This is a genomic window from Neorhizobium sp. DAR64862/K0K3, from assembly GCF_050500185.1.
Taxonomy (GTDB): Bacteria; Pseudomonadota; Alphaproteobacteria; order Rhizobiales; family Rhizobiaceae; genus Neorhizobium; species Neorhizobium soli.
This window is the reverse complement of sequence record NZ_CP191449.1, coordinates 18,180-39,154: the sequence shown is the minus strand read 5'-3', so window position 1 is coordinate 39,154 and position 20,975 is coordinate 18,180. Positions and strand designations below refer to the sequence as shown.

29 protein-coding genes and 1 tRNA gene are annotated in these 20,975 nt (G+C 59.0%); 8 read left to right on the top strand and 22 right to left on the bottom strand.

All coding sequences use genetic code 11. From position 1 onward, the window contains the following. Window positions 1-8: 8 nt before the first annotated feature. A complete protein-coding gene (locus tag ACQY1L_RS00265) occupies window positions 9-1,184 on the bottom strand; it encodes a CobW family GTP-binding protein (protein WP_092659370.1) in 1,176 nt (391 codons plus the stop codon). A 30-nt stretch (window positions 1,185-1,214) separates the two neighbouring features. Next, a complete protein-coding gene (locus ACQY1L_RS00260; RefSeq protein WP_244476246.1) occupies window positions 1,215-2,300 on the bottom strand; it encodes a D-alanyl-D-alanine carboxypeptidase family protein in 1,086 nt (361 codons plus the stop codon). Window positions 2,301-2,482: 182 nt separating this feature from the next. Here ACQY1L_RS00260 and ACQY1L_RS00255 point away from each other — a divergent pair, with 182 nt between their 5' ends. Continuing rightward, window positions 2,483-3,667, top strand: coding sequence for a M20 aminoacylase family protein (locus ACQY1L_RS00255; protein WP_430242010.1), 1,185 nt, complete (start codon window positions 2,483-2,485; stop codon window positions 3,665-3,667). Between the two features lie 56 nt (window positions 3,668-3,723). Beyond that, a tRNA-Arg gene (locus ACQY1L_RS00250) sits at window positions 3,724-3,800 on the top strand. 30 nt (window positions 3,801-3,830) lie between these two features. Here the strand turns inward: ACQY1L_RS00250 and ACQY1L_RS00245 are convergent. The 20 genes from ACQY1L_RS00245 to ACQY1L_RS00150 form a co-directional block, all read right to left on the bottom strand. Further along, window positions 3,831-4,904 (bottom strand): tyrosine-type recombinase/integrase, encoded by a 1,074-nt coding sequence (locus tag ACQY1L_RS00245; protein ID WP_430242008.1) that lies wholly within the window; start codon window positions 4,902-4,904, stop codon window positions 3,831-3,833. Next, window positions 4,901-5,080, bottom strand: a complete 180-nt coding sequence (locus tag ACQY1L_RS00240) for a hypothetical protein (protein WP_430242006.1) — start codon at window positions 5,078-5,080, stop codon at window positions 4,901-4,903. The genes ACQY1L_RS00245 and ACQY1L_RS00240 overlap by 4 nt, the downstream gene beginning before the upstream one ends. A gap of 175 nt (window positions 5,081-5,255) precedes the next feature. Next, entirely contained in the window at window positions 5,256-5,897 is a 642-nt protein-coding gene (locus ACQY1L_RS00235) for a methyltransferase (protein WP_430242004.1), read from the bottom strand. Then, the gene (locus tag ACQY1L_RS00230) at window positions 5,894-6,097 is read right to left on the bottom strand and encodes a hypothetical protein (protein ID WP_430242002.1); all 204 of its coding nucleotides are present in this window, start codon (window positions 6,095-6,097) and stop codon (window positions 5,894-5,896) included. Before ACQY1L_RS00230 ends, ACQY1L_RS00235 begins: the two co-directional genes overlap by 4 nt. After that, window positions 6,094-6,711, bottom strand: a complete 618-nt coding sequence (locus ACQY1L_RS00225; RefSeq protein WP_430242000.1) for a hypothetical protein — start codon at window positions 6,709-6,711, stop codon at window positions 6,094-6,096. The genes ACQY1L_RS00230 and ACQY1L_RS00225 overlap by 4 nt, the downstream gene beginning before the upstream one ends. Then, window positions 6,708-7,208 carry a hypothetical protein gene (locus tag ACQY1L_RS00220; protein ID WP_430241998.1) on the bottom strand — a complete coding sequence of 167 codons (501 nt, stop codon included), beginning with the start codon at window positions 7,206-7,208 and terminating at the stop codon, window positions 6,708-6,710. The genes ACQY1L_RS00225 and ACQY1L_RS00220 overlap by 4 nt, the downstream gene beginning before the upstream one ends. Then, window positions 7,201-7,788, bottom strand: a complete 588-nt coding sequence (locus ACQY1L_RS00215; RefSeq protein WP_430241996.1) for a hypothetical protein — start codon at window positions 7,786-7,788, stop codon at window positions 7,201-7,203. Before ACQY1L_RS00215 ends, ACQY1L_RS00220 begins: the two co-directional genes overlap by 8 nt. Continuing rightward, a complete protein-coding gene (locus tag ACQY1L_RS00210) occupies window positions 7,788-8,276 on the bottom strand; it encodes a hypothetical protein (RefSeq protein WP_430241994.1) in 489 nt (162 codons plus the stop codon). Before ACQY1L_RS00210 ends, ACQY1L_RS00215 begins: the two co-directional genes overlap by 1 nt. Then, on the bottom strand, window positions 8,273-10,417 hold the full coding sequence (locus tag ACQY1L_RS00205; RefSeq protein WP_430241992.1) for a DNA cytosine methyltransferase: 2,145 nt from the start codon (window positions 10,415-10,417) through the stop codon (window positions 8,273-8,275). The genes ACQY1L_RS00210 and ACQY1L_RS00205 overlap by 4 nt, the downstream gene beginning before the upstream one ends. Further along, a complete protein-coding gene (locus ACQY1L_RS00200; RefSeq protein ID WP_430241990.1) occupies window positions 10,414-10,779 on the bottom strand; it encodes a hypothetical protein in 366 nt (121 codons plus the stop codon). The genes ACQY1L_RS00205 and ACQY1L_RS00200 overlap by 4 nt, the downstream gene beginning before the upstream one ends. 89 nt (window positions 10,780-10,868) lie before the next feature. Beyond that, window positions 10,869-11,783, bottom strand: a complete 915-nt coding sequence (locus tag ACQY1L_RS00195; protein WP_430241988.1) for a DUF2303 family protein — start codon at window positions 11,781-11,783, stop codon at window positions 10,869-10,871. Between the two features lie 28 nt (window positions 11,784-11,811). Beyond that, the gene (locus tag ACQY1L_RS00190) at window positions 11,812-12,171 is read right to left on the bottom strand and encodes a hypothetical protein (protein ID WP_430241986.1); all 360 of its coding nucleotides are present in this window, start codon (window positions 12,169-12,171) and stop codon (window positions 11,812-11,814) included. Window positions 12,172-12,183: 12 nt separating this feature from the next. Then, a complete protein-coding gene (locus ACQY1L_RS00185) occupies window positions 12,184-12,684 on the bottom strand; it encodes a single-stranded DNA-binding protein (protein WP_430241984.1) in 501 nt (166 codons plus the stop codon). Continuing rightward, window positions 12,684-12,977 carry a hypothetical protein gene (locus ACQY1L_RS00180; RefSeq protein WP_430241982.1) on the bottom strand — a complete coding sequence of 98 codons (294 nt, stop codon included), beginning with the start codon at window positions 12,975-12,977 and terminating at the stop codon, window positions 12,684-12,686. The genes ACQY1L_RS00185 and ACQY1L_RS00180 overlap by 1 nt, the downstream gene beginning before the upstream one ends. A gap of 68 nt (window positions 12,978-13,045) precedes the next feature. After that, a complete protein-coding gene (locus tag ACQY1L_RS00175; RefSeq protein WP_430241980.1) occupies window positions 13,046-13,312 on the bottom strand; it encodes a hypothetical protein in 267 nt (88 codons plus the stop codon). Next, on the bottom strand, window positions 13,309-13,977 hold the full coding sequence (locus ACQY1L_RS00170) for a hypothetical protein (protein WP_430241977.1): 669 nt from the start codon (window positions 13,975-13,977) through the stop codon (window positions 13,309-13,311). Before ACQY1L_RS00170 ends, ACQY1L_RS00175 begins: the two co-directional genes overlap by 4 nt. Window positions 13,978-13,982: 5 nt before the next feature. Continuing rightward, the gene (locus ACQY1L_RS00165; protein ID WP_430241975.1) at window positions 13,983-14,168 is read right to left on the bottom strand and encodes a hypothetical protein; all 186 of its coding nucleotides are present in this window, start codon (window positions 14,166-14,168) and stop codon (window positions 13,983-13,985) included. A 3-nt stretch (window positions 14,169-14,171) separates the two neighbouring features. Then, window positions 14,172-14,405 carry a hypothetical protein gene (locus ACQY1L_RS00160; RefSeq protein ID WP_430241973.1) on the bottom strand — a complete coding sequence of 78 codons (234 nt, stop codon included), beginning with the start codon at window positions 14,403-14,405 and terminating at the stop codon, window positions 14,172-14,174. 431 nt (window positions 14,406-14,836) lie between these two features. Then, the gene (locus ACQY1L_RS00155) at window positions 14,837-15,556 is read right to left on the bottom strand and encodes a S24 family peptidase (RefSeq protein WP_430241970.1); all 720 of its coding nucleotides are present in this window, start codon (window positions 15,554-15,556) and stop codon (window positions 14,837-14,839) included. Window positions 15,557-15,932: 376 nt separating this feature from the next. Beyond that, the gene (locus ACQY1L_RS00150; protein WP_430241968.1) at window positions 15,933-16,199 is read right to left on the bottom strand and encodes a hypothetical protein; all 267 of its coding nucleotides are present in this window, start codon (window positions 16,197-16,199) and stop codon (window positions 15,933-15,935) included. A 201-nt stretch (window positions 16,200-16,400) separates the two neighbouring features. On the opposite strand from ACQY1L_RS00150, the gene ACQY1L_RS00145 reads away from it, so the two are divergent. From ACQY1L_RS00145 to ACQY1L_RS00120, 6 genes are read left to right on the top strand one after another with little or no spacing between them, the layout of a single operon-like run. Continuing rightward, window positions 16,401-16,892, top strand: coding sequence for a hypothetical protein (locus ACQY1L_RS00145; protein ID WP_430241967.1), 492 nt, complete (start codon window positions 16,401-16,403; stop codon window positions 16,890-16,892). Next, the gene (locus ACQY1L_RS00140; protein WP_430241965.1) at window positions 16,892-17,089 is read left to right on the top strand and encodes a hypothetical protein; all 198 of its coding nucleotides are present in this window, start codon (window positions 16,892-16,894) and stop codon (window positions 17,087-17,089) included. Before ACQY1L_RS00145 ends, ACQY1L_RS00140 begins: the two co-directional genes overlap by 1 nt. After that, window positions 17,089-17,535 (top strand): hypothetical protein, encoded by a 447-nt coding sequence (locus ACQY1L_RS00135; protein WP_430241963.1) that lies wholly within the window; start codon window positions 17,089-17,091, stop codon window positions 17,533-17,535. The genes ACQY1L_RS00140 and ACQY1L_RS00135 overlap by 1 nt, the downstream gene beginning before the upstream one ends. 2 nt (window positions 17,536-17,537) lie before the next feature. Continuing rightward, window positions 17,538-17,870 (top strand): hypothetical protein, encoded by a 333-nt coding sequence (locus tag ACQY1L_RS00130; RefSeq protein ID WP_430261928.1) that lies wholly within the window; start codon window positions 17,538-17,540, stop codon window positions 17,868-17,870. Next, on the top strand, window positions 17,867-19,117 hold the full coding sequence (locus ACQY1L_RS00125; RefSeq protein ID WP_430241960.1) for a DUF7146 domain-containing protein: 1,251 nt from the start codon (window positions 17,867-17,869) through the stop codon (window positions 19,115-19,117). Before ACQY1L_RS00130 ends, ACQY1L_RS00125 begins: the two co-directional genes overlap by 4 nt. Window position 19,118: 1 nt before the next feature. After that, window positions 19,119-20,927: a phage/plasmid primase, P4 family gene (locus ACQY1L_RS00120; RefSeq protein ID WP_430241958.1), complete on the top strand. Its 1,809-nt coding sequence runs from the start codon at window positions 19,119-19,121 to the stop codon at window positions 20,925-20,927. Window positions 20,928-20,975: the final 48 nt, after the last annotated feature.

Below are 20,975 nucleotides of genomic sequence, written 5' to 3'. Positions count from 1 at the left end.
ATGCAGCCTTAGAACTGCATGCCCGGCACGGCCAGCGGATTGTCTTCGAGCGCCGCACGATCCGGACGATCGATCTGCGGCTTGCCCGTGAAGGCCGCGAAAAGATCCTGCACGAACGCCTCCGGCAGATCCTGGGTGATCAGCACCATGCGCGTCAGACGATCGGAGCCTTCAGGCCATTTCGCCAGCCGTTCCGGCGGATGGAAAATGCTCTGCACGCCGTGCAGCACCAGCGGACGCTCGAGATTATCGGACATCGCCACGATCGCCTTCATGCGCAGAAGCTTTTCGCCATGCGCCGAGCGCAGCAGATCCACGAACATGCTGAGCGCCATCGGCTCGATCGGCTTGTCGTGGACGATCGAGAAGGAGCGAATGTTGGCGCCGTGCCGGTTTACATCGTGATGATGGTGGCCGTGATCATGAGGATCGTGCTTATGGTCGTGATGGTCGTGCCCGTGCCCGTGCCCATCGTGCCCATGCCCATGAGCCTCATGCGCGTGATCGTGCGCCACTTCTTCCCGCAGCCAGCGGCCGACATCGGCGATCTTTGTTTCCGGATCGTAGAGCCCGTTGACGAGGATCGCGGCGGCACCGGTGCTTTCGTCATCGCCATCGACGATGGGTGCCCGCGGGTTGAGCGCGCGCAGCCGGGCCCGCAGCGCGTCGCTCTCCTCCGGTGTGGACATGGAAAGCTTGGAGAGAACCAGCCGGTCGGCGACCGCAGCCTGCTTGACCGCTTCCGGATGACGATCGAGCGTCGAGATACCGTTGACCGCATCGACAACGGTGACGACGCCGTCGAGCTCGAAATTCTGCGCGATGACCGGGTTTCCCATGACCGACTGCATGACCGGCGCCGGATCGGCAAGGCCTGTCGTTTCGATGACCACCCGGTGGATCGGCTTCAGCCGCCCGGTCTGCACGCCGTCCATCAGCGTGGCGAGCGTATCGATCAGCTCTCCGCGCACGGTGCAGCACAGGCAGCCGTTGGAAAGTTCAAGCAGCGCATCGCCGGAGCTTTCGACCAGGAAATTGTCGATGCTCACATCGCCGAATTCGTTGATGATGACGGCCGTGTTGCTGGCGGCCGGATCCTTCAGGATCCGGTTGAGAAGCGTGGACTTGCCCGCCCCCAGAAAGCCGGTGAGGATGGAAACCGGAATGCGACCGCTAAAGGACATGTTTTAGTACCTTAAAGTTCAGCCCGCTCTTTAGAGATTGGCTGGGCGCGGCTGCGGGATCGGCACGGACTTTGTGCCCGTATTGGCATCCGGCACGTCTTCGCCGCCGAGGATGAGGCTTGTCACCGCATATTGCGGTGGCCGCGTCATCTCGTGGATAAAGGGCGAATGCAGAACGGTTCGCCCGGCATCGTCGCGATTTTCACTGCGGACTTTGGCAGCCTTCGGATTGCAGATCTCGGCGCTGACATCATTCACCTCGGCCGTGTTTCCATAGGGCGGCAGCGAGGCGAGCGGCACGCCTTCGTTTGCCTGGGAGGTGAGCCCCTGCTGCAGGAGGTTCGCAGTATCATCCGCCCGGCCGGCGAGACTGTCGGACCCGAGCACGACCGAAATCACCGTGCGGCCGTTGCGGGTGGCCGAGCCGATCTGGTTGAAGCCGGCGGCGCAGATGAAACCGGTCTTCATGCCGTCGGCCCCATCAAAGCGGCCGATCAGCGTGTTGAAGTTCGGATACTGCTTCTTGCCGGTATCGATGCCTTCCAGCGAGAAATAGCTCTGGTACTGCGGAAATTCCCGCTTCAGCGCCAGCGTCAGCACGGCGAGATCGCGCGCCGTGGTAAACTGGCCCTTGCCCGGCAAGCCATGCGGATTGATGAAATGGCTCGATGCCATGCCGAGCCCCTGCGCTTCGGAATTCATCATTTCCACGAACTGGTCGAGCGAGCCACCCACCGTTTCGGCGACGGCCACGGCGATATCGTTGGCAGACTTGACGAGAAGGATCTTCATCGCATTGTCGAGCGTCAGCCGCGTGCCCGGTTTGAAATACATCTTGCTGGCCGGCTGGTCCGTCGCCTTCTTGCTCATCACCACCTGGGTTTCGAGCGAAAGACGGCCGCTTTTGATCGCCTTGAAGGTGACATAGGCCGTCATCAGCTTGGTCAGCGAAGCCGGATACCATTTCAGGAACGCATCCTGATGGGCGATGACCCGCCCGCTCTTCACATCAACGATCAGCCGCGGATTGGCCGCAGCGCTGCCGGCGGAAACGAGGAGGCCTAGTGCCGCAATGGCGGAGACCACCCGAACGGCGGTCGCGGATTTCAGATGCAAGAATGACAAGAGCGTTCCTCGTCGCTGGAGCCGGGAATGGAGGCCCGAAACGTTTGGCGCATATGTGGCCACTGTGGCCAAGCAATGGCAAAGATGATTGATTACGTCAATCAGGCGAGGCACACTCCCTTCGGGAGGATGGGTCACAACCTTATGAACAGCAGCAGCGACAGGAAATCCGAATGCCCATCTTGAACCGCGCCGCCGAACTTCAAGGCGAAGTCAGCGAATGGCGACGACATCTCCACGAAAACCCTGAGATTCTCTATGACGTCGTTGAGACCGCAGCTTTCGTTTCGGCCAAGCTGAAGGAATTCGGCGTCGACGAGGTCGCGACCGGCATCGGCCGCACCGGCGTTGTCGGCATCATCAGGGGCAAGGGCGCCGCGGGCTCAGGCGCAGGGAGCAGCGGACGCACGATCGGTCTGCGCGCCGACATGGATGCGCTGCCGCTGACCGAGCTCACGGGCAAGCCCTGGGCCTCGAAAACCCCTGGCAAGATGCATGCCTGCGGCCATGACGGCCACACGTCCATGCTGCTGGGTGCCGCAAAATACCTCGCCGAAACGCGCAATTTTGACGGCACCGTGGCGCTGATCTTCCAGCCCGCCGAAGAAGGAGGCGCCGGCGCGCTGGCAATGATCGAAGACGGCATGATGGAGCGCTTCGGCATCGACGAAGTCTATGGCATGCACAATATGCCGGGCATTCCCATCGGCCAGTTCGCGATCCGCAAGGGTGGCATCATGGCCGCACCCGACCGCTTCACCATCACCATCAAGGGCCGTGGCGGCCACGCGGCCCAGCCTCACAAGACCATCGATCCGATCTTCATCGGCTCGCAGCTGGTGGGCAGCCTGCAGGCAATCGCTGCCCGGAACGCAGACCCCGTCCAGTCGGTCGTCATTTCCGTGACCCGCTTCGATGCCGGCACGACACACAATATCATCCCCGACAACGCGATCATCATGGGCACGGTGCGCACGCTGAACGAAGACACCCGCGACCTTGCCGAAAACCGCATCCGCCAGATCGTCGAGGGCTTGGCAAGCGCCCACGGCGCCGGCTGGTCGATCGACTATGAGCGCAAATGCCCTGTAACCTCCAACCACGACAGCGAGACCGACCACGCAATCGGCGTCGCCTCATCCATCGTCGGCGCCGCCAATGTGGATGGGAACGTCGAACCGACCATGGCCGGCGAAGACTTCGCCTTCATGCTCAAACGCCGTCCCGGCGCCTTCATCTTCATCGGCAACGGCGATACGGCGGCGCTGCACAACCCCAACTACGACTTCGACGACGAAGCAATCGCCTATGGCATCTCCTACTGGGTCAAGCTCACGGAACAGCGCCTGTCACCATAACCCCGCAGAAAAACACTTGGCTAAACGCATCACCTTTTGTATGGGTTTTGCCGAGTGGTCCCATAGCTCAGCAGGATAGAGCGCAAGATTCCTAATCTTGAGGCCATTGGTTCGAATCCAATTGGGATCACCATTGAATTGTTAAGCCATTGTAGACGCTTGGTTATTTGGCGTCATTCCCGTACCTAGAAGCATGGTGCGGGGATAGGTTGTTCACCTTAAGTTTTTCGGCGGCGCCTTCAGCCAGCTTTTTCTTGTCCGCTTCGCGCGTGTAGAGGGTGGCCATGGCGTCGGAAGTCCATCCGAAAAGCGCCTTCAGCTCGGCATTGCTGCCTCCCCTCTCCGCGAGCTGCTGCGCGACGGTCTTGCGAATTCCGTGCGCTCTCGACGCAACGCCCGCTAGCGAGCACATCTTCCCGAACCAGTTCCCGAACGACTCTTTGCTTTTGAACGGCCGTCCATGCCCCGGCGTGACCAGGTAGGCCAAGTGGCCAGTCTGCGCTCGGCTTAGAGATTCTTTCAGGATCGGGTGCAGCGGGATGAACAGCGCCGCTCCGTTCTTCTCAGCCTTCAAATCTAGGACGTCTTCTTTGATGTGCTGCGGCCCTATTCTCCAGACGTCGCCACGGCGCAAGCCGGTGAAGAGGATCATCTCAATCGCGAGGCGGGCTTGTGTGCCTGGTCCGTGGGTCTTGTAGAAGGCGATCACGTCCTCCTCGGTCCAAGGCGTGTGGCCGGTCGTCCTAAGCTTCGGACGCTTTACGTCCTTAACCGGGTTTGCCTTCGCGTAGCCTGCATCAACTCCCCATTCGAAAAGGTAGTTCATGACCTTCATGAAGTTGACCGCTGCTGACGGTGTCTTGGCGCGCCGATCGCGGCCGGCGGCAATCACCTTCCGGTCAATCTTCGGCAGCAACATCGCGCCACCGGTATCGCATACGTTTTTAAGAATGTTTGCGCGCATGCGCTGGGTCGATGCCTTCAGGCCCTTCCATTCTGCGGATGCCTGATACTTATGGACCAGCCATTGCAGCGTGTGCTTTGCAGCCGGTTGCGCCTCGACCGTTTCACCAGCAATGTATGCTTTCCACGCGGCGACAAACTCCGGCGATGCGTACTCGCCTGGCAGGCGGTGCCTCGGGCCGTCTCCCATGCGAAAATACCAGACTACTTTTCCGTGTCTGGAAACCTCACGCTGGACATACTGATATCTGGGACGCGGCATGCCGGCGATCATAGGTAGCCGCCGGCAGAGTCTGCAACGTCTTTTTCGGAAAACTCGCCGTCGCCGTTAATCACAACGGACCCGTTAGGGTCGATTCTGATGGTCTTGATCTCGATGCCAGCCTTCTTCACGGCTCTGATCGCGCGCGAAACGCTGTCCTCAGTGAAGGCAATTGTACGGCGTCCCATCAGCCCTGCTCCCTCAGCTTATTCTTTCGAAGCGCATTACGGCTCGTGACCATGGTGTAACCGTCTGCGAACCGGACGGCGCAGCTGTTCATCGTGCCGCGCGCGGTCACTTCGCACGGCTGACCCTTCCGCCCTTGGCGATTCCATCGATAGATATATGGAAGCGTCTGGTCGCTCATGCTGGCACCTCGCCAGGGGCATAGTCATCCGAGCGTTCGAGCTTCTTCCGGCAAGGCGGAATCCAGGCCAGTCGCGTGCCCTCCTCGCCATAGATCCACACCAGCCAGCAATAGGACGTTGCAGTGGATCCGGTAGCGGTGAGCCGCCCTTTGACCATGGGGACTCGCTCCGAGAACTGCGCAACGATCGACGGTGGGTTTTTACTGAACAGGTTCTGGTAGCGTCCAACACCTTCAAGGAACGAGGTCCGCACGATCATTCCCACGCCTTCGGACGCGACTTCACATGCTCTTGCGATGAACTGCTCTGCCAAACGGAAAGGAGGGTTGCTGATGATCCAGTCGGGCTGTTCGGAAATGGGAAGCACAGGGAACAGGAAATCATGCTGGAATGCGCGGGGCAATCCATAGTCATGAATATCCGACGCCCATACAGCGCCGAAATATTCTTCGAGTGGGCCCGACATGTGGCCGCGATTACAGGCAGGCTCCCACACAGTCCTGCCGTTGAGGTTGCGTCCGTTCAGAACGTGCTCGCAGAGCGCCCGGGTTGCCCAAGGCTGCGTCGGGAAGTCGTCGAGGCTATCGTGCGGTTCCCGGCGCTGCTGCATAACTGCCGAGGAAATGTTCTGACTCACGATGCCCCCTCCCTCGTTTCGGGCGATGGGTTCGCGGCGATCGCCGCGTTCCAGTAGTGCCAGCCTGCGTTGACGACCTCGTCCTGGTAGCCATCATCACAACGGGCAAGGCATTCGACCCGGATCTCGACCTCAAGGAAGCCGCTTTCCTTTAAGCGATCGACCACGGCGGTTTCGAACAGTTTGCGTTGATCGGTCATGCTGCCACCTTCGTGAGTTCGTGGTATCGGCTGAGAAAGGCCTCGGCGGCGTTCTCAGGGAACCAAGGGGTGATCTCCATGGGGTAAGGCTCGATATCGTTGAGAGACCACTTCTCGCCGCGCCAGAGGAGAAGGTCGCGGCGCTCGGTCGCCAGCATCCGCACATCGGCTTGCTTGATCGCAACAGGGTCGGTGATGATGACGCCGAACCTCTTGAGGATGGCCGCTTCGCAGCGCTTCTCGATGGCTTTGAAACTCGGAACGAGTGATTTGAGCGGCGCGGTCATATCTCCGCATACGGCTTCGCCAACCTCGTGCATCAAGGCTTGAAGCGCCAATTCCGGTTCGACGACGGTACTCATGCGGACGCAGTGTTCTGCGACCGAATAGAAGACGCGGCGCTTGAATATGCGGCTGTAGCACTGGCCGGCGCAGCGACCTTCGAATGCGAGGCCATAGGCGATATCCTCGATCGTGATCTCGCTATTCTCCGGATCTTCAAAATCGAAGTAAGTTCCCGAGCCGAGCAAGATGGTCGGACCGATAGCCCTGCGGATAACGCTTTCGCGCATGGTCTCGATCGCGGCTTCATCGTGGGTGACAGGATTTGTCATAGCTGGCCCTCGGTGGTGGCGGTAAGAGCGGCGCGAGCCTCGGCTTCGCTGTCGAACCACATGATCTCTGTATCTTCGGGGTCGCCGTTCTCGTCCCATGTGACCGGCACGTCAGCCACCCACTTATCTGGCCCTTTCATAAGGGTGCAGACCCGCATCGGATCGCTGCGGGTCAAGGCATCGCCGTGTGCGTGAACCTGGTCGCGGTCGGTCCAGTCGCAGGTGAATTCCCAGTCGTCGGGGTCGAAGCAGTAATCCGGCTCTACCCGCACATGATCCTGGGGCGCTGGGACTTCGGACCATGTCTTGCGGATGAGCGAGACCAACGCTGCGTCTTCCGCTTCAAGAGCCTCACCTGTTGCGTCCTGCAGCGCGTCGATTTGTGCCAGTAATATACCGATGTCTCTCGCTGCACCCGACAGGGCATCTTCGGCTTCGCGCAAGACAGAGCGTAGTGGCTCGCTGTCTACCGTGAGGGTGACTTTCATCTCAGCCATCGACATTCTCCAAGCTCAAACGAAGATCCGCCAACCATTGATTGCGCAAGGTGACGCGGTGTATTTCGTCAGCAATCGATTTCTCGTGGTAGTGGATGTCCCGCAGAGCTTCCCGCCTAGTGTCTGTCCGCCACTCTGCGCCGCTCGTCTCAAGCGGTTCTAGGCCTACATGTTTGTCGATCGAGATCGTGAGCTGCTCGATCATGAAGTCGCGAATTCCCTCCGCTTCGGTGTGCCAGTTCCGGACCTTCTCCAACATCGCACGGTGTCGCTCGTTGCGGATTTTCCGCTCAGCCTCATACTGGTTGTGCCGCTCCAAAGCTGCTTCAAAGGACGCCTTAGCGCGAGCATCGCACTCTTCGTCCGTGAGCGTATCCACCTCAGCGAGAAGCGCGCGCGCCTGAAACAAGCGATCTTCGGAATACTTAGTTGATGGCTCAAAGCGTTCTGGGATCGGGGTATCCCAGGCGGTATCTCGCATTGTAATACACGCGCCCATCCCCCGAGCGCATTGGAGGGCGAATTGCTTGAGTGTGGAGATCTCGCCGCTCTCGATGGCGGCAGTGTATCCGGTCGGCATTATGCTTGCTCCATCTGTTTGGCGCGGTCTAGACGCTCGATTTCTGCGATGATGAGGGCGGCAGCTTTGATAAGGTCGCGACGGCGATCGGTCGGTTTCCACCAGTTGCGCGACCAAGGCCAGTTTCCTGCGTTTCCGAGCAAGTAGCAGGTGGCGGCACGGATCAACTCGTTATCGAGGTACTGATCATCGTGCTGCGGTATCCATCCCTCCGCATCCAGCTGGCGCTGGCGCTCGGACAAAGCGTCCGCAAGAGCCGCTCCGACCACGCTCATGTGCTTTTCGGGTGATGGGCGTACGGCTGCGGTTTCGCCGACCGGGTAGACTTCGCCGCGTTCGATCGCTTCAGCAAATTCTTTGATCTGGAAATACAGCTGGTAGGTCTCGCTTTTCGCCCAGAGGATGTTGGCGCAAGCCGAATGCCACGAGTTGCTTGATGCAGTGGTCGTATGCGGCTCGGGTGATGGGGTCGTCTTGTTCTCTGTCATTCTGCGGCCTCTCTGAATTGCATGAGGTGCTGGCAGTTGGCGGCGACAATGGCTGCAGCAACTGGAGGTGATACGGAGTTGCCGACGCAGGAGACCTGAACGTTCTTGGGGAACGGTTTGCCGTTGGCATCCGCGTCGATCTTGTAGTCCGAAGGGAAGCCCTGAGCGGAGTACAGCTCGCGAGGCGTAAGCATCCGCATTCCGATGTCGACGATGACGAACTCTGCACCGCCAATGGTCAGGGTTACGAACTCGCGATCATCCCAGAAGCCATACGAGCGTAGGAAGGCAGCGACCTCGTGGGCCCGCTCGTGCTGGTCTTCCGTAAAGGGCGGCGCGCTGATAGCAGCCTCGACATGGCTGAACCTGGGCTTGGTCGTGATCGTGTGAAACGGCTCGTTCTCGGGCGTGTCCTGATCGGAGCCGTAGTAGGCGTGGAGATGCGGAGCGACGAGCGCGGACTTATTGACCCCGGCGGTCACCGTCGCCGAGGGTTCGTCTATGCCATGGCCGATGCTCGCGCCGAACTGACGCGAGACGAATGCCGAAACAACGCCCTGCTGCGCGCCGGTAGCAGTAACCGTCGACACGGGCTCGTCTGCAGCGCGGCCGGGATTCACGCCACCGATCCGGCGACTGTCGTTGTTGTGCTGCGCAACGAAAGCAGAGACGACTGCGGAATGCCCGCCACCTGCGAGAACAGTCGGGTGCGGCTCTTCGACGGAACTGTCCCGGCGGTCGCTGCCCTTCATGCTCATGAGGCTGGGCAGGATAACCGAGTTCTGGTCCTTCTTACTCGCCGTGATGGTGTGATGCGGGTCTTCGACAGAGCGGTTTGCCCCGCCCTGCTGGGCATAGGTCAGGACCGGCGCGACGATGGACAATCCAGCGCCGACGGCCGTGATCGTATGCGTCGGCTCATCCGCACCGCTGAACGGCTTGCCGGAGTTGCGCATCGTCATCAGGTGCGGCGCGACAACGGCATGGCGGTTTTCCGTCGTAACGACGCGAACCGGTTCTTCGGCACTTGCGGAACGATCCTGCCCGCCAGCACCTGGTCCATAGAAAGCGGACAGGCTCGGAGCGATGATACCAAGCGGCGCTGCGCCACCGGGCTTTTTGATATAGCTGTTCGCAGTGATCGTCGGCGCTGGCTCTTCCATGCCGCTTCCTGTCGCACCGGTGTTGAAGCGAGTAACCGACGGTGAAATTACTGCATGCTTCACGCCGCCTGCGACAACGGTTCCGAGTGGAGCTTCTGAATCGAGGCAACGGGGCTCTTGCCCCTTGCGCTCTCCGTAGCCGGTCTGAACGAGAAACGGCTTTGCTGCGTCCAGGACGTACCGCTTGGTGCCTCTGGCAACGCGCGCCATTGTGGCATCGGCCAGTGGGCGAATAGCGCGCAGACCGTATTTCCCCATGATGTCGCTCGCGGTGTCGAAGATCGACGGACAAGGCAGCGACCAATCGATGATCTCGGCAGCCGTCCGCCACGGCAGTTTCTTCCCGGCGATGACGTCGCGATCCGTCGGCGCGCCGTGCGTTGGCTCCGGCCATACGATTGGCTGGCCGTCTCGGCGGGCAACGACAAATAGCCGCTTGCGGATCGTCGGTGCACCATAGTCGCAGGCGCGCAACTCCCGATGCTGCAGCTTGTAGCCTGCGGCCTTCATGGCCTTGCACCACTTCTGGAAGGTCTGTCCCCGGCTATGAGGGCAAGGCATCAGGCCGCGCTCGGTCTCAATGAGCGGACCCCATTCTTTCCACTCCTCGACGTTCTCCATGATGATGACGTCGGGCTTGGCGCGCTGCGCCCATAGAACAATCACCCACGCGAGGTCGCGGATATTGCGCTCGACAGGTTTTCCGCCCTTGGCCTTGCTGAAGTGTTTGCAATCTGGCGAGAACCACGCCAGCCCGACATGCTTTCCGGCAACGTGGTCAAGCGGATCGACCTTGAAGATGTTCTCGGACAGGTGGATCGTGTCAGGATGGTTCGCCGCGTGAAGCGCAAGCGCGTCCGCGTTGTGGTTGATGGCAATATCAGGCGAACGGCCAAGCGCCATCTCGATACCGGTTGAGGCGCCGCCTCCACCTGCGAAGCTGTCCACGATTAACGGGGCGAAGTTACCCGGGTTCATGGCTTTGCCTCTCGGAGCGCGACGACGTGCATGCTGATGCGTGGAAGCGCGATGCGTTTCAGCCTGGCGACGCCGGACATCGAGTCCGAAGTTTCCTTCCAGACGACAATTCTGTCGGGGATCGATAGATCGGGCGGCGGGATCTTGCCGTTGGCCAGGACTGGAATGTCATGGCGGCGCATGAATGTCGAAAGGTGACACTCGGCGATACCAAATCGATTGGCTGCCTCATAGACCCGCATCCCGCTCTCGATAGCGGCGCGAACTTCGTCAGCATTGAGGGGTAGCGCCCGGGGCGGTTGGAGTGTTACGGCCGCGATAACGGCTTCAGCCTGCTGGCGGCATTGAATGTCATTCGTCATAGCGGTGTTCTCCAGATTGGGTGGGCCGTTCTCGTCGGGCCCTGCGACGGATTCGAAGGCGGCGCAGGACGCGCCGCCCTTTGCGATGATCAGGCCGTCATTTCCGGCTTGCCTTGGAAGGCAGGAACCTCGGTTGCAGCTGCGGCTCGGGTGAGCGACAGCTCGACTTCCTCGGTGATGTACTGGTCGGGACGATAGAGCTGGTAAAACCAGACAAGCGATCCCGCTTTCAGGCGGTAGCGCAGGCGGACCGGCACTCGTACGGCTTCGCCGCGGAAGAACGGCGGCAGCTTGATGATGAAGAGACTGGGGACGTTGAGCTTCTGACCGTTCTGGTCCTTGTGCTCTTCCTCAAACGTAATCTGCGCCTCCCCGGACGCGAGCGTCACCTGATTGATGACGCGAGTCTCGGCGTTGATCTTGAGGCCACGCGAGAGCGTAACAATCTCGTTCGGGAACGCCACGCGTCCGCCGAGCTTGTCCTGCCAGTGCGCTGCTTCTTCTTCGTGCGGTGCGGCGAGTTCGGCAATACGGTCTTCGATGAATTCCGCAAACTCCGACTGGCTCATCGGTTCGCCGTTGAACTTCACCCACGTCTGCCATTCCTCGGAAAGCGGGAACGGGTAGTGGACACGGTGCTTGCCGTTATCGGCCACGCCGCCATTTGCTTTGTCGTGGTAGTCGATGATGGCCGTCAGAGATGGCTTGCGCCAATCGATATCGGCGAAGATCGCGCTGTGCTCGGTCTTGTGACGGTCGACCAGGTCGATGAAGCTGTCGAGTGTGTTGACAACAGCCGTCCCGCTCTTGCGGTCAGGCGTCTTGCGATACTCGTCAATCAGGCTCTTGACGCTCTTAACAGTTCCACTCTTCGGGTCGAGCAGGACAGGGATCTCCGCGGGCACGCCTGGGAAATTGAGATTGTCGATCCGGAGAACGGTAGCTGTGCCGGCCTTTGCCAGATCAGCGACGGCGTTCACGGCAGTTTCAGATAGCTGGTCCATGAGGTTGGTCCTTCAGAGTAGGAGTGGTTTAGGAGGTGAGCGTGGTTGGGCGACTGCGATCGACCTCGCGTGGGCCGCCAAACATGTCGTTTTGCTGAGGGTGCTCGGTCGAGAGACGGCCGCCATCGACAACCCAGTAGACGGACGTCTTGCGCGGAAGCTTCGGCAGCTTCGGCGGTGCGAGCTCGGCATCAATCTCGACCATGCCGTCTTTCACGGCGAGCTTGATCTTGATGTTGATCTCGCCCTTGAAGCTCGTCTTGGGACGATCGTTCGAAAGCTCGTAGAGCTTCTGCAGAACTTCGGCGAGCTGGCCTGACGCCTCGTCATTCAGCTCACCGCCTTCGAGCATGCCCATGAGGGACTGCACGTCGCGAATTAGTTTCATGGTCTCTCTCCGTTAAAAGGGAATGTCGTCGTCAAGATCGCGCGAAAGGTTTCCGCCCGACGTCGAAGATTGCTGTGTCCGTGATGAGTTGCCGGCGGCGCGATCTGGGTCGCCACCATAGTCTTCGGCGCCATTGCCACCCGGCTGGTACCCGGACCCTTGCGCCTTATCGAGCAGCTGCAGTGTGCAGTTGAAGCCCTGCAGGACGATCTCGGTCGAGTACCGATCGTTGCCAGACTGATCCTGCCATTTGCGTGTCTTCAACTGACCCTCGACATAGATCTTTGAGCCCTTCTTCACGTACTGCTCGATGACCTTGCAAAGACCCTCGTTGAAAACGACGATCGAATGCCACTCGGTCTTCTCCCGGCGCTCGCCGCTCTCGCGGTCGCGCCAGTTCTCGGATGTGGCCAGACGAATGCTGGCGATCGGGCGCCCGTCCTGGGTGCGGCGGATCTCAGGATCGGCGCCGCAGTTACCAAGAAGGATGACTTTGTTGACGGACCCGGCCATTAGGCGTCGTCCTCGATCAGACCGGCAGCCAGCGGGGCTGGAACAGGCCACGTCATGATCAGCGCCAGATAGGCTGTCGCCAGCATCAACACTGCGCCAGGCTGCGTTGCCGCCCTCTGGTCGCCTTCAATAATGCGCTCGCTGAATTCCATGACGGCTGCGAAGTTGACAGGGTCAACCGCCGCGTCGCCGTTCGGATCCATGAGCGCGACTGCGCCATGCGAGAACGTGCGCTGCAGCGGACCTCCGTCCTTACGGATGCCGCCGGTTAGCGTTCCCGGCTCATCAGTCATGCACAGCTTGCGACCGGAAAGAGGGAAGCTTTTGATAGGGGTGACGCTGATCTTCGCGGGCTTTCCCATCACGCCACCTGCCTTTCGTCAGCGGTGTATGTCACACCTGGCAAAAACCCGGCGTTACAGTTGACGAGATTGACAACCAGTCTCGCGATAGCTTTCACCTGGTCGTCGTCTCGCTCGTTGTTGACGTCGATGACGAGGACGTCTTTTCCTTCTGCATCGATGACGCACCCCACATCGTTCTCGGCGAGCGCCAGCGGCAGTTTCACGTCGAGCGCTTCGAAATTGAGGCGCAAAGCATCTAGCTTCTTGAGCAGTTCCGTATTCATGACAGTGACTTCCTCGTGGAAATTGCCACAGCTGCTTGCCGGGCGATGATGTCGGCGCCAATCAGCCGGTGCGCCATTTCGGCGAATTTCTCCTCGGCCGCCGCGCAGCCCCAGATCTTCAAAGAGCCTGTGGTTTTGGGCTTTTCGGACAGCGGAAATTGATTGCCCGCTGCCTGGCCGAACAGCGAAATGGCTTCGAACCGGCACATGCGATCGTCCATTGATTTGACGATTTTCCTTTGGCGCTGCGTCCAAAGAGAAGGCGGAGGGAGGGATGCGGCTGTGTAGATCGCGTCGTCCCACCGTTCCTTGATCAAACGAATTGCTTCCCGAACGGGTAAGCCTGGCAGGACGCGAGAAAGGAGATCTTCCAGTGGCCGAATGATATCTCCAAAGAGGTATTCGTGACCGTCATGCAGGAGATACAAGGCCGCCTCCATAAAGGTGCCGCCTTCATTCAAGATGGCCTGCGCACCCATTGCGCAGTGCTGAGCGTCAGACATGCCTCGACCATTGAACCGGCGAATGCCTGACATCGTCCGGCCCATCTCGACGAAGCAAATTACAGCCGGCGTTGGTGCGGCTAGATCGAAAACACTGCCGTCGCTGTTGAACGACCAGACAGGTTTCGCGGACAGTTGAGAGATTGGAGCAACCTGGCTCATATCGCCTACACCATCGTCGCGGCATAGAAGCCGATGCAGAAGACGACGACTGCGGACATGCCGTAGGCCAGGGAGCGATTGTAGGTCGCGACCTGCTCGACGATGATCGCGGTCAACCTCGGGTCGACGCGGCGTTCAGCCGTCCGGTGTGCGACGTGTCTTTGGGAGGCGGTGGACGTAATGGACGCCATGTTTCAGGCCTCCGCGATCTGGCGCGTCGACTGGCGGCGAGCCAACTCTGTCGCCTTCGTACCGAAGCGCCTGACAACATCCGCGGGATATCCACGTGCGGCAAGCGTTTCTACCGACACATTGTAGCCGGCGAAGGCGAGTTCGCGCATGTCATCTGCCATCCGCTCGGTCAGGGACCGGTTGCACGGTACTTTTCGGGTTATTTTGAGATCGGTGTTTGTGCGGAACTCAATCATATTCGCAACTCCTTAGCTGCGCCTATAATTGCGATAATCGCTATTTTAGGTCAAGTCGCAAATTTGCGAATTGAGCGTCTTTGCTCGTAACCCACTGACTTCGCAGGTCGGAAAATTTGATTCGACTCTTTTCGGAGGATCTGATTGAAAGGGGAACGGAAAGAGAACAACGGAGGCGCATGTGCACGCAAACGCTGGTCCAGAAGCGGACGCTAAACGCCTCCTAGTTGAGCTCGTCAGCCTTTACGTTGCTTGTGACGACTGTGGCCGTTGTCGTGTCTTGCGCTCGTCTTCAATCAAGACGATCGCCGAAAGGGGATTATACAATTATGGTCAATTGTGCCGCGGCATCAGGTGTTCTGAGTGCCGATGGGCGCCAGCAGAAGAGCGTAATTTGACGCTCCGCCCAAAATGGCGTGCTCAACGAGAGACTATGTCGCAGCATGAAAGACGATCTTGTGAACCGAAAACACCCTCGATGTTGGGAACTCGAGTTCCTTCTCTTCCCCATCGTCCGGATTGTATTGGAACAGGCGTGTGACTAGCGACGATTGGGATACGAACCTTTTGATATAGCTCTCACGACCATTCTCTTCATCAGTGATGAGCTGCACTACCACATCATCATTCTGTCGAACCGGTTCGCTCGGATTCAGCCATACGGTTTCACCCGCGAAAAACCTTGGTTCCATCGATGATCCGTAGACCCGAACAGCATAGGCGTCCTCAACACCTTCCAACATTGGCGGGGTGAAAACACGGCCTACCTCAGAGCCGTTTAGAATGAACCGTCCGTTCGGTCCGGCTTTGCTCTGCCCTAGGAGCGGTGTTGTCTGGCTAGCCGCAAAGCGCTGGTACTGAGGGGGGAAGCTTGCATTCGAGCGAGGTGACGGTCTGGCATCGGGTTGTTCCGATAGCCAGTTGGTCATTCCCTCGTAGCCTGGCGGCAGCTCGTTAAAAAACCTCGCTATGGTCGGAATTTCTTCAGGCCCGATCTTCCTCCGCTCCTTCGGGTTGTCGCTGTCCAGGTTCTTCATTCGCGTGATCGTTGTCGCGTTGACCCTGAGCGCCTTAGCAAGGTGGGTAGATACGCCGCGCGGCTCAACTTTTTCGCTAAGCCATTTTTTGAGTTCGTACTGAGGATCGTTCATGTTGCTATCTTCGCGTTTTTCGCAAAAAAATTAAATTGAGAAGATCGCAAATAGAACTTGACTGAAAATAGCGATTATCGCAATTTACAGGCATGGCACACCATCAGGAAGAACCAGCTAAGTCTATTATCCGACACTTCGGAGGGGTGAGTGCTGTCGCATCGATCGTCGGGAAGCACCCTTCGCGCGTCTATCGCTGGACTTATCCGTTAACAGTTCGAGAGGGTACCGGTGGCTTGGTGCCGTCAAAGGATCAGGTCTTGCTCCTAGAGTACGCTCGCCTGAATGGTGTCGATTTCCTGCCTGAAGACTTCTTTTCACCGGTGCGACTGAACTCTCTTCGTGACCAAGTTCGCGAGGCGGCAGAATGAAGCCTTCATTGCAGAAGCTCGTCGCCATTCTCTCCCAGAATTCTTGGCTCCAGTCGGTCGAGATGCTCCAGCGCGAGGAAGGCAAGTCTCTGTACTTCCCTGTTGGGGGTGCGTTGCATCTTCTCCATCCGGAAGCGCACGTCGTCGACAAGCCCGGACCTCATGCCACGTTCGTCATCGAAGTCTCTGCTCATCAAGTGCGCGAGGTTGATGACGAGCTGCTCGAGCACTGCGAAGTTCGCAATCATGGAGTTTGTGACGGCGTCACTCATTGGGTTTCATCCTGTTGTTTCGAGGCTGTTTACCGGCTGCTTTGTTTCGATCCGTCGCGTCGACCCTTTGCTTTTGCTTGTGGTCCGCCGCGATGACCTGACCATCTGACAATCCTTCATTTTCTGCCGTCCCACCACGGGACATTAGGACCGTTTGTCCCGCGCCGGGACGTGACTTTTTGTGCTCTTGGAGATGCTACGATGACCGATCCATTCCTACCCCGGATTAAGGCTGCGCAACGCGATCTGATCGAGGATTGCGGCACCATGCGGCGCATCGAAGAGAAGTTCGGCTATTCGAAGTCGAACATTCAGCGCTGGGGCGATGCGAAATATCCTGACCTGATGACGATCGACGCCGTGCGCTTGTTAGAGGCGGACTGTGGAATTCCGCACGTGACGATGGTCATGGCAGAGGTAACCGGTCGTAGGCTCACCGACCCAGACCAGGAGCATGCTGTCGCTGCCTGTGTCATGCAAAGTCATGCCGATCTGATGCGAGAAACGGCCGAGCTGGCCGGCAAGATGGCTCTCGCGTTCGCTGACGGCCACATGACACCGGCAGAGGCTACGGCTGCCGACCGCGCTGCTGCGCAAATGGAGGAAGCTGCCCGCCAGCTGCGCAGCGCGCTTGCGGTGGTGAAAGCCGCAGGTGGAGTGAAGGCCGGCCTGCGCGTTGTAGGGTCCGATTGATGCGTCGGCTTCGCAAGACATCCGTTGCACCTGCCTCGGGGATTCTGTGCCCAGAATGCGGCACAAACTCCAGCAAAGTGACGGACAGTCGAGAAGCTCCCGGATCTATCCGCCGCAGGCGAGAGTGTGTCCGGTGCGGTGGCAGGTGGTCCACCATTGAACGCGCCGTCGGTTTCAAGCCAGGGGTGCGGAGCTAATGGGTGAGCCGATCCGCCTCGTCATCGTGACCGACAACGCCGAAAAGGCTGCCCCGGCAATCTTCGGAATGGCACTCTCTCAACTCCCGGGTTGGGTTCTTGTGATGACCGACTGGCAGGAAGTTGGCCAGATCGAGGACGGCGCACCATGCATGGCCATCTGGTTCCAGAAAGCCGGCTTCGTCACGTTGGCGGAACAAACGTGGCGTGAACGCCGCCAGGCGGTGAAGCTCGATGATGATTTCCAACGTCATTTCGATCGCGTGACTGCGTGGCTCGAAAAGCGCGACGCTGCGGAACGCGAAATGCTGAAGGCTGCACTTTTGGAAAGCGCCGACGCTGAGGGCGTCATCACGCTTGACGAAATCGTCCAGGCACAAAAAGCGCAGCGAGCGATCGAGACCTCGACCGTCAAGCGGTTCCCCAGCCAGTCGAAGTGGATCTGATCATGAAAGAGCGCGTGCGCCTCGTTCTCATCATCGGTGCTTCCAAGATGGAGTGCTACCGAACAGCAAAGACATTCGACCTGGACTTCCTGAAGGTCGACCGAATGCGCTTTGTCTGCGACCCCTATCATTTGCGCGGCTGGTCGCGAGGTACAGCATTTATCGCTCTCAATCGTCCCACTTGGCCGGAAAGTCTCGACCTGGTTTTGCAGGCTCTGACGGTCAAGGGCCAGCTGCGGATCGCCAACGACCGCGATCTGGCTGAACTGCGTGCCGATATCCCGTCCGCTGCACTCTCGCCGCAATCCTTGCAAAGAGAAGGGGCGCGGAGATGAGTGAAGAGATATCGGTTTTCATCAAGGCTGCGCAGCTGTTGCCGGTTTCCGCAGCGGTAAACGCCCTTGGCCTCAAGTTGCCGAAAAAGGTCGATCAGGGTGGGCCGTGTCCCCGATGCGGTGGCAAGGATCGCTTCGCGGTCAACCTTGCAAAGGACGCGTGGGTTTGCCGAGGTTGCGATGCCGGCGGCCGCAATGGCCTCAGCCTGGTCGCGCATGTGCTGAAATACGATTTGCATTCGAGATCGGAGCTTCTGGAGGCGTCGGCTTTTTTGTCCGGCAAACCGGTTCCTGATGGGGCAGAGCGCGAGACTGCCGCTGCCCGTGCCAGAAGAGAGGCGAGTTTGCAGCTTGATCTGCAAAAGGCCGAATCTGATGCGGCGGAACGGCAGAAAAAGCAGGATGCATTTCGAGAGAAAGAGGTGCGGAAAGCTCGCGGAATATATCTCGGCGCGACCGTCGCGCCGCATGAAGATGATCGGACTCTACGAGAATATCTGCGTCTACGCACAGGCTGCGTCATCCCTGACACGGTTTTTGAGAACATTCGCTTTGCTGCGCGGCGGACCTACTGGCACGGGAATGATGAGCGTGGAAATCCAGTGTCTCACTATGTCGGGTACGCGATGATTGCGCCCTTCGTCGATGCGGCCGGTAAAATCACCGGCTGCCATGAGACATGGATCGACCTCTCGAACGGTCCGAAATACAGGCCCGACCTTGGCCGCGATAATGAGGACATCCCGCTTCCCACAAAGAAGATGCGCGGCACCAAAAAGGGATCGTTGATCCCCGTATGCGGCGATCTGCCGTCCACTCGCTGGGTTGGTGGCGAAGGCATAGAGACCGTCCTGGCCTTCGCTGGCTTTGACGGCTTCAGGTCGGACACGTTCTATTTTGCAACAGGCGATCTCGGAAACCTGGCGGGGCCTGCGGACCCAAAGAGCGCCTTCAACCACCCATCGCAAAAAGTAACGGACAAGCGCGGCAGGTCTCGGCCGGTGCGGGTGCCGGGCATCGTTCCGAAGCCCGGTCAGTCAACCTCCGACGCCTATCAAGTGCCGCGACATGTCGACGACCTGATCCACCTCGCCGACGGCGACAGCGAGGTTGTTTTCACGGTGGCCGCAATGAAGCGTGCCGCCGTTCGATGTGCCCTGGAGGGCCGCTCTATCCACACACTATGGCCGCCTGCAGGGGCGGATTTCGCCAGCCTTGGGGCTGAGAAACTGGCATTGGGGAACTGACGTGACGAAAGACAAAAAGACTGGCGTACCCGATGACGTCATACGCGCAATTGCCGAAGTCGAGCAGCAGCGCGCGGCATACCGGGAGAACCCGGACCCTTTGCCAGTTTTAAATCCTGTTGAGGAAGAACAGTCCGCGCCGCTGTCTGCCGAAGAACTTCTCGACGAATGCGCTGCGCAGCCTGAAACCGATATCGGAAATGGAACGCGAATGCTGATCCGCTTCGGTGATCGTATGCGGCACGTGAACAATATCGGGTGGCATGGATACGATGGCCGCCGTTGGCTGGAAGATGTATCGGGCGCTGTCGTGCGCCAGTTCGCGCACCGGACGGCCGAATTCATCGACGATGAAGCCATCAAGCTGGATTGCAGCCCAGATGAGCAGGCAAAGATCGAGGCCGGCCGCCTGGCGCGTGAGGCAATCAAGAAGATGGGGAAGCCGGGGAAAGAATGGACCTCGGAGCAACTCGTCGAGTTCGAGGGGCTCCAACAAGATGTCGACGCTATGGCCAAGGTCGAAAAGGACCGATCGGGGCGGATATCGTCGCGCCATGCTCACGCCAAGAGCGCGGCTGGTACGTCGAAGATCGACAATATGCTGAAGGAATCCATTCCTTACTGCTCTCTCGACGTCGACGACATGAACATTGACCTGCATGCGGTCAATTGCAGGACCGGAACGCTTCGCTTTTTTTGCTCGGAGGTGGACGGGCTGGGAAAATGGCAGGTACGCCTAGACCGACATAGCCCGCTGAACCTCATATCCAAATTGGCTGAAGTTGATTTTGATCCGAAATCCGGCTGCCACCTTTTCCAACAGTTCATGCAGCGCGTTATGCCGAACCCGGACTATCGGGCTTTCCTGCAGCGATATCTCGGCTACTGCCTTCTTGGCGTCACTTCCGAGCAATGCCTCCTGTTCTTCTATGGTGCGGGCCGAAACGGCAAATCCACATTCATGGATCTGATGGTCGAGATCCTTTCGGACTATGCGGTTTCCATGTCCATCGACAGCTTTGCAGGTGACAGTAAGCGGGGCGGATCTGAGGCAACGCCAGACCTTGCGCGCCTTCCAGGTGCCAGGCTTGTTGCAGCCGCCGAGCCTGAGATGGGTGTTCATCTGAAGGATGCGCTGATCAAAACGCTAACTGGCGGTGAGCCGATCGCTGTGCGACGTCTGCATAAGGACTTCTTCGAGTTGATCCCGCAGTTCAAGATCATCCTTTCAGGAAACCATAAACCCATCATCCGTGACGACAGCGATGGCATCTGGCGGCGTGTGCACCTGGTCCCTTGGGAGATCCAGATACCGGAGGATGAGGTTGATAGAGACCTTCCTCGCAAACTCCGTGCGGAGAAGGCGGGCATTTTCGCGTGGATGGTGAAAGGCGCCCTCGAATATCTTCAGACTGGTCTGAATGTGCCGGCTGGTGTCAGGGCCGCAACTGCCGAGTATCGAGAAGAGAGTGACCCGATCGGCGCCTTTATAAGGAATGCGTGCCATGTGACGGGTAAAGAGGCGGACCGGGAAACACCGGAGGAGCTGTTCAACGCATACGTCCGCTACGCAAAGCGTGAAGGGTTGGCCGAATTTCGTCAGCCCACTTTCACGCGGCGATTACCTGACCAGACACGCAAGAGCTGGAAAGGTCTGGAGGGGCTGATGTGCCAGTTCAAGCGAACTCGGTCGAACGGTACCGTCTACCTCGGCATATCGGTTCGCGAGGAATTCCGGCGTGACCATTCCGGCGACGGTCCGCCTTCTGGTCGGTTCGCTTCAGATGATCCGTTCCCGGAGGATCTATGATGGAATTTACCCGGACCCCTCGCCGGACAGGCAGGGCAGACGCCTCGA

Excerpts from the sequence above, each read along its gene's own strand:
- ACQY1L_RS00185 (WP_430241984.1), bottom strand. The coding sequence starts at position 12,684 with ATGGCCGGGTCCGTCAACAAAGTCATCCTTCTTGGTAACTGCGGCGCC.
- ACQY1L_RS00180 (WP_430241982.1), bottom strand. The coding sequence starts at position 12,977 with ATGACTGATGAGCCGGGAACGCTAACCGGCGGCATCCGTAAGGACGGA.
- ACQY1L_RS00190 (WP_430241986.1), bottom strand. The coding sequence starts at position 12,171 with ATGAAACTAATTCGCGACGTGCAGTCCCTCATGGGCATGCTCGAAGGC.
- ACQY1L_RS00245 (WP_430242008.1), bottom strand. The coding sequence starts at position 4,904 with ATGATCGCCGGCATGCCGCGTCCCAGATATCAGTATGTCCAGCGTGAG.
- ACQY1L_RS00130 (WP_430261928.1), top strand. The coding sequence starts at position 17,538 with ATGAAAGAGCGCGTGCGCCTCGTTCTCATCATCGGTGCTTCCAAGATG.
- ACQY1L_RS00210 (WP_430241994.1), bottom strand. The coding sequence starts at position 8,276 with ATGACAGAGAACAAGACGACCCCATCACCCGAGCCGCATACGACCACT.
- ACQY1L_RS00150 (WP_430241968.1), bottom strand. The coding sequence starts at position 16,199 with ATGAGTGACGCCGTCACAAACTCCATGATTGCGAACTTCGCAGTGCTC.
- ACQY1L_RS00240 (WP_430242006.1), bottom strand. The coding sequence starts at position 5,080 with ATGGGACGCCGTACAATTGCCTTCACTGAGGACAGCGTTTCGCGCGCG.
- ACQY1L_RS00225 (WP_430242000.1), bottom strand. The coding sequence starts at position 6,711 with ATGACAAATCCTGTCACCCACGATGAAGCCGCGATCGAGACCATGCGC.
- ACQY1L_RS00155 (WP_430241970.1), bottom strand. The coding sequence starts at position 15,556 with ATGAACGATCCTCAGTACGAACTCAAAAAATGGCTTAGCGAAAAAGTT.
- ACQY1L_RS00200 (WP_430241990.1), bottom strand. The coding sequence starts at position 10,779 with ATGACGAATGACATTCAATGCCGCCAGCAGGCTGAAGCCGTTATCGCG.
- ACQY1L_RS00140 (WP_430241965.1), top strand. The coding sequence starts at position 16,892 with ATGCGTCGGCTTCGCAAGACATCCGTTGCACCTGCCTCGGGGATTCTG.
- ACQY1L_RS00170 (WP_430241977.1), bottom strand. The coding sequence starts at position 13,977 with ATGAGCCAGGTTGCTCCAATCTCTCAACTGTCCGCGAAACCTGTCTGG.
- ACQY1L_RS00165 (WP_430241975.1), bottom strand. The coding sequence starts at position 14,168 with ATGGCGTCCATTACGTCCACCGCCTCCCAAAGACACGTCGCACACCGG.
- ACQY1L_RS00265 (WP_092659370.1), bottom strand. The coding sequence starts at position 1,184 with ATGTCCTTTAGCGGTCGCATTCCGGTTTCCATCCTCACCGGCTTTCTG.
- ACQY1L_RS00125 (WP_430241960.1), top strand. The coding sequence starts at position 17,867 with ATGAGTGAAGAGATATCGGTTTTCATCAAGGCTGCGCAGCTGTTGCCG.
- ACQY1L_RS00175 (WP_430241980.1), bottom strand. The coding sequence starts at position 13,312 with ATGAATACGGAACTGCTCAAGAAGCTAGATGCTTTGCGCCTCAATTTC.
- ACQY1L_RS00135 (WP_430241963.1), top strand. The coding sequence starts at position 17,089 with ATGGGTGAGCCGATCCGCCTCGTCATCGTGACCGACAACGCCGAAAAG.
- ACQY1L_RS00220 (WP_430241998.1), bottom strand. The coding sequence starts at position 7,208 with ATGGCTGAGATGAAAGTCACCCTCACGGTAGACAGCGAGCCACTACGC.
- ACQY1L_RS00145 (WP_430241967.1), top strand. The coding sequence starts at position 16,401 with ATGACCGATCCATTCCTACCCCGGATTAAGGCTGCGCAACGCGATCTG.
- ACQY1L_RS00255 (WP_430242010.1), top strand. The coding sequence starts at position 2,483 with ATGCCCATCTTGAACCGCGCCGCCGAACTTCAAGGCGAAGTCAGCGAA.
- ACQY1L_RS00160 (WP_430241973.1), bottom strand. The coding sequence starts at position 14,405 with ATGATTGAGTTCCGCACAAACACCGATCTCAAAATAACCCGAAAAGTA.
- ACQY1L_RS00195 (WP_430241988.1), bottom strand. The coding sequence starts at position 11,783 with ATGGACCAGCTATCTGAAACTGCCGTGAACGCCGTCGCTGATCTGGCA.
- ACQY1L_RS00215 (WP_430241996.1), bottom strand. The coding sequence starts at position 7,788 with ATGCCGACCGGATACACTGCCGCCATCGAGAGCGGCGAGATCTCCACA.
- ACQY1L_RS00230 (WP_430242002.1), bottom strand. The coding sequence starts at position 6,097 with ATGACCGATCAACGCAAACTGTTCGAAACCGCCGTGGTCGATCGCTTA.
- ACQY1L_RS00205 (WP_430241992.1), bottom strand. The coding sequence starts at position 10,417 with ATGAACCCGGGTAACTTCGCCCCGTTAATCGTGGACAGCTTCGCAGGT.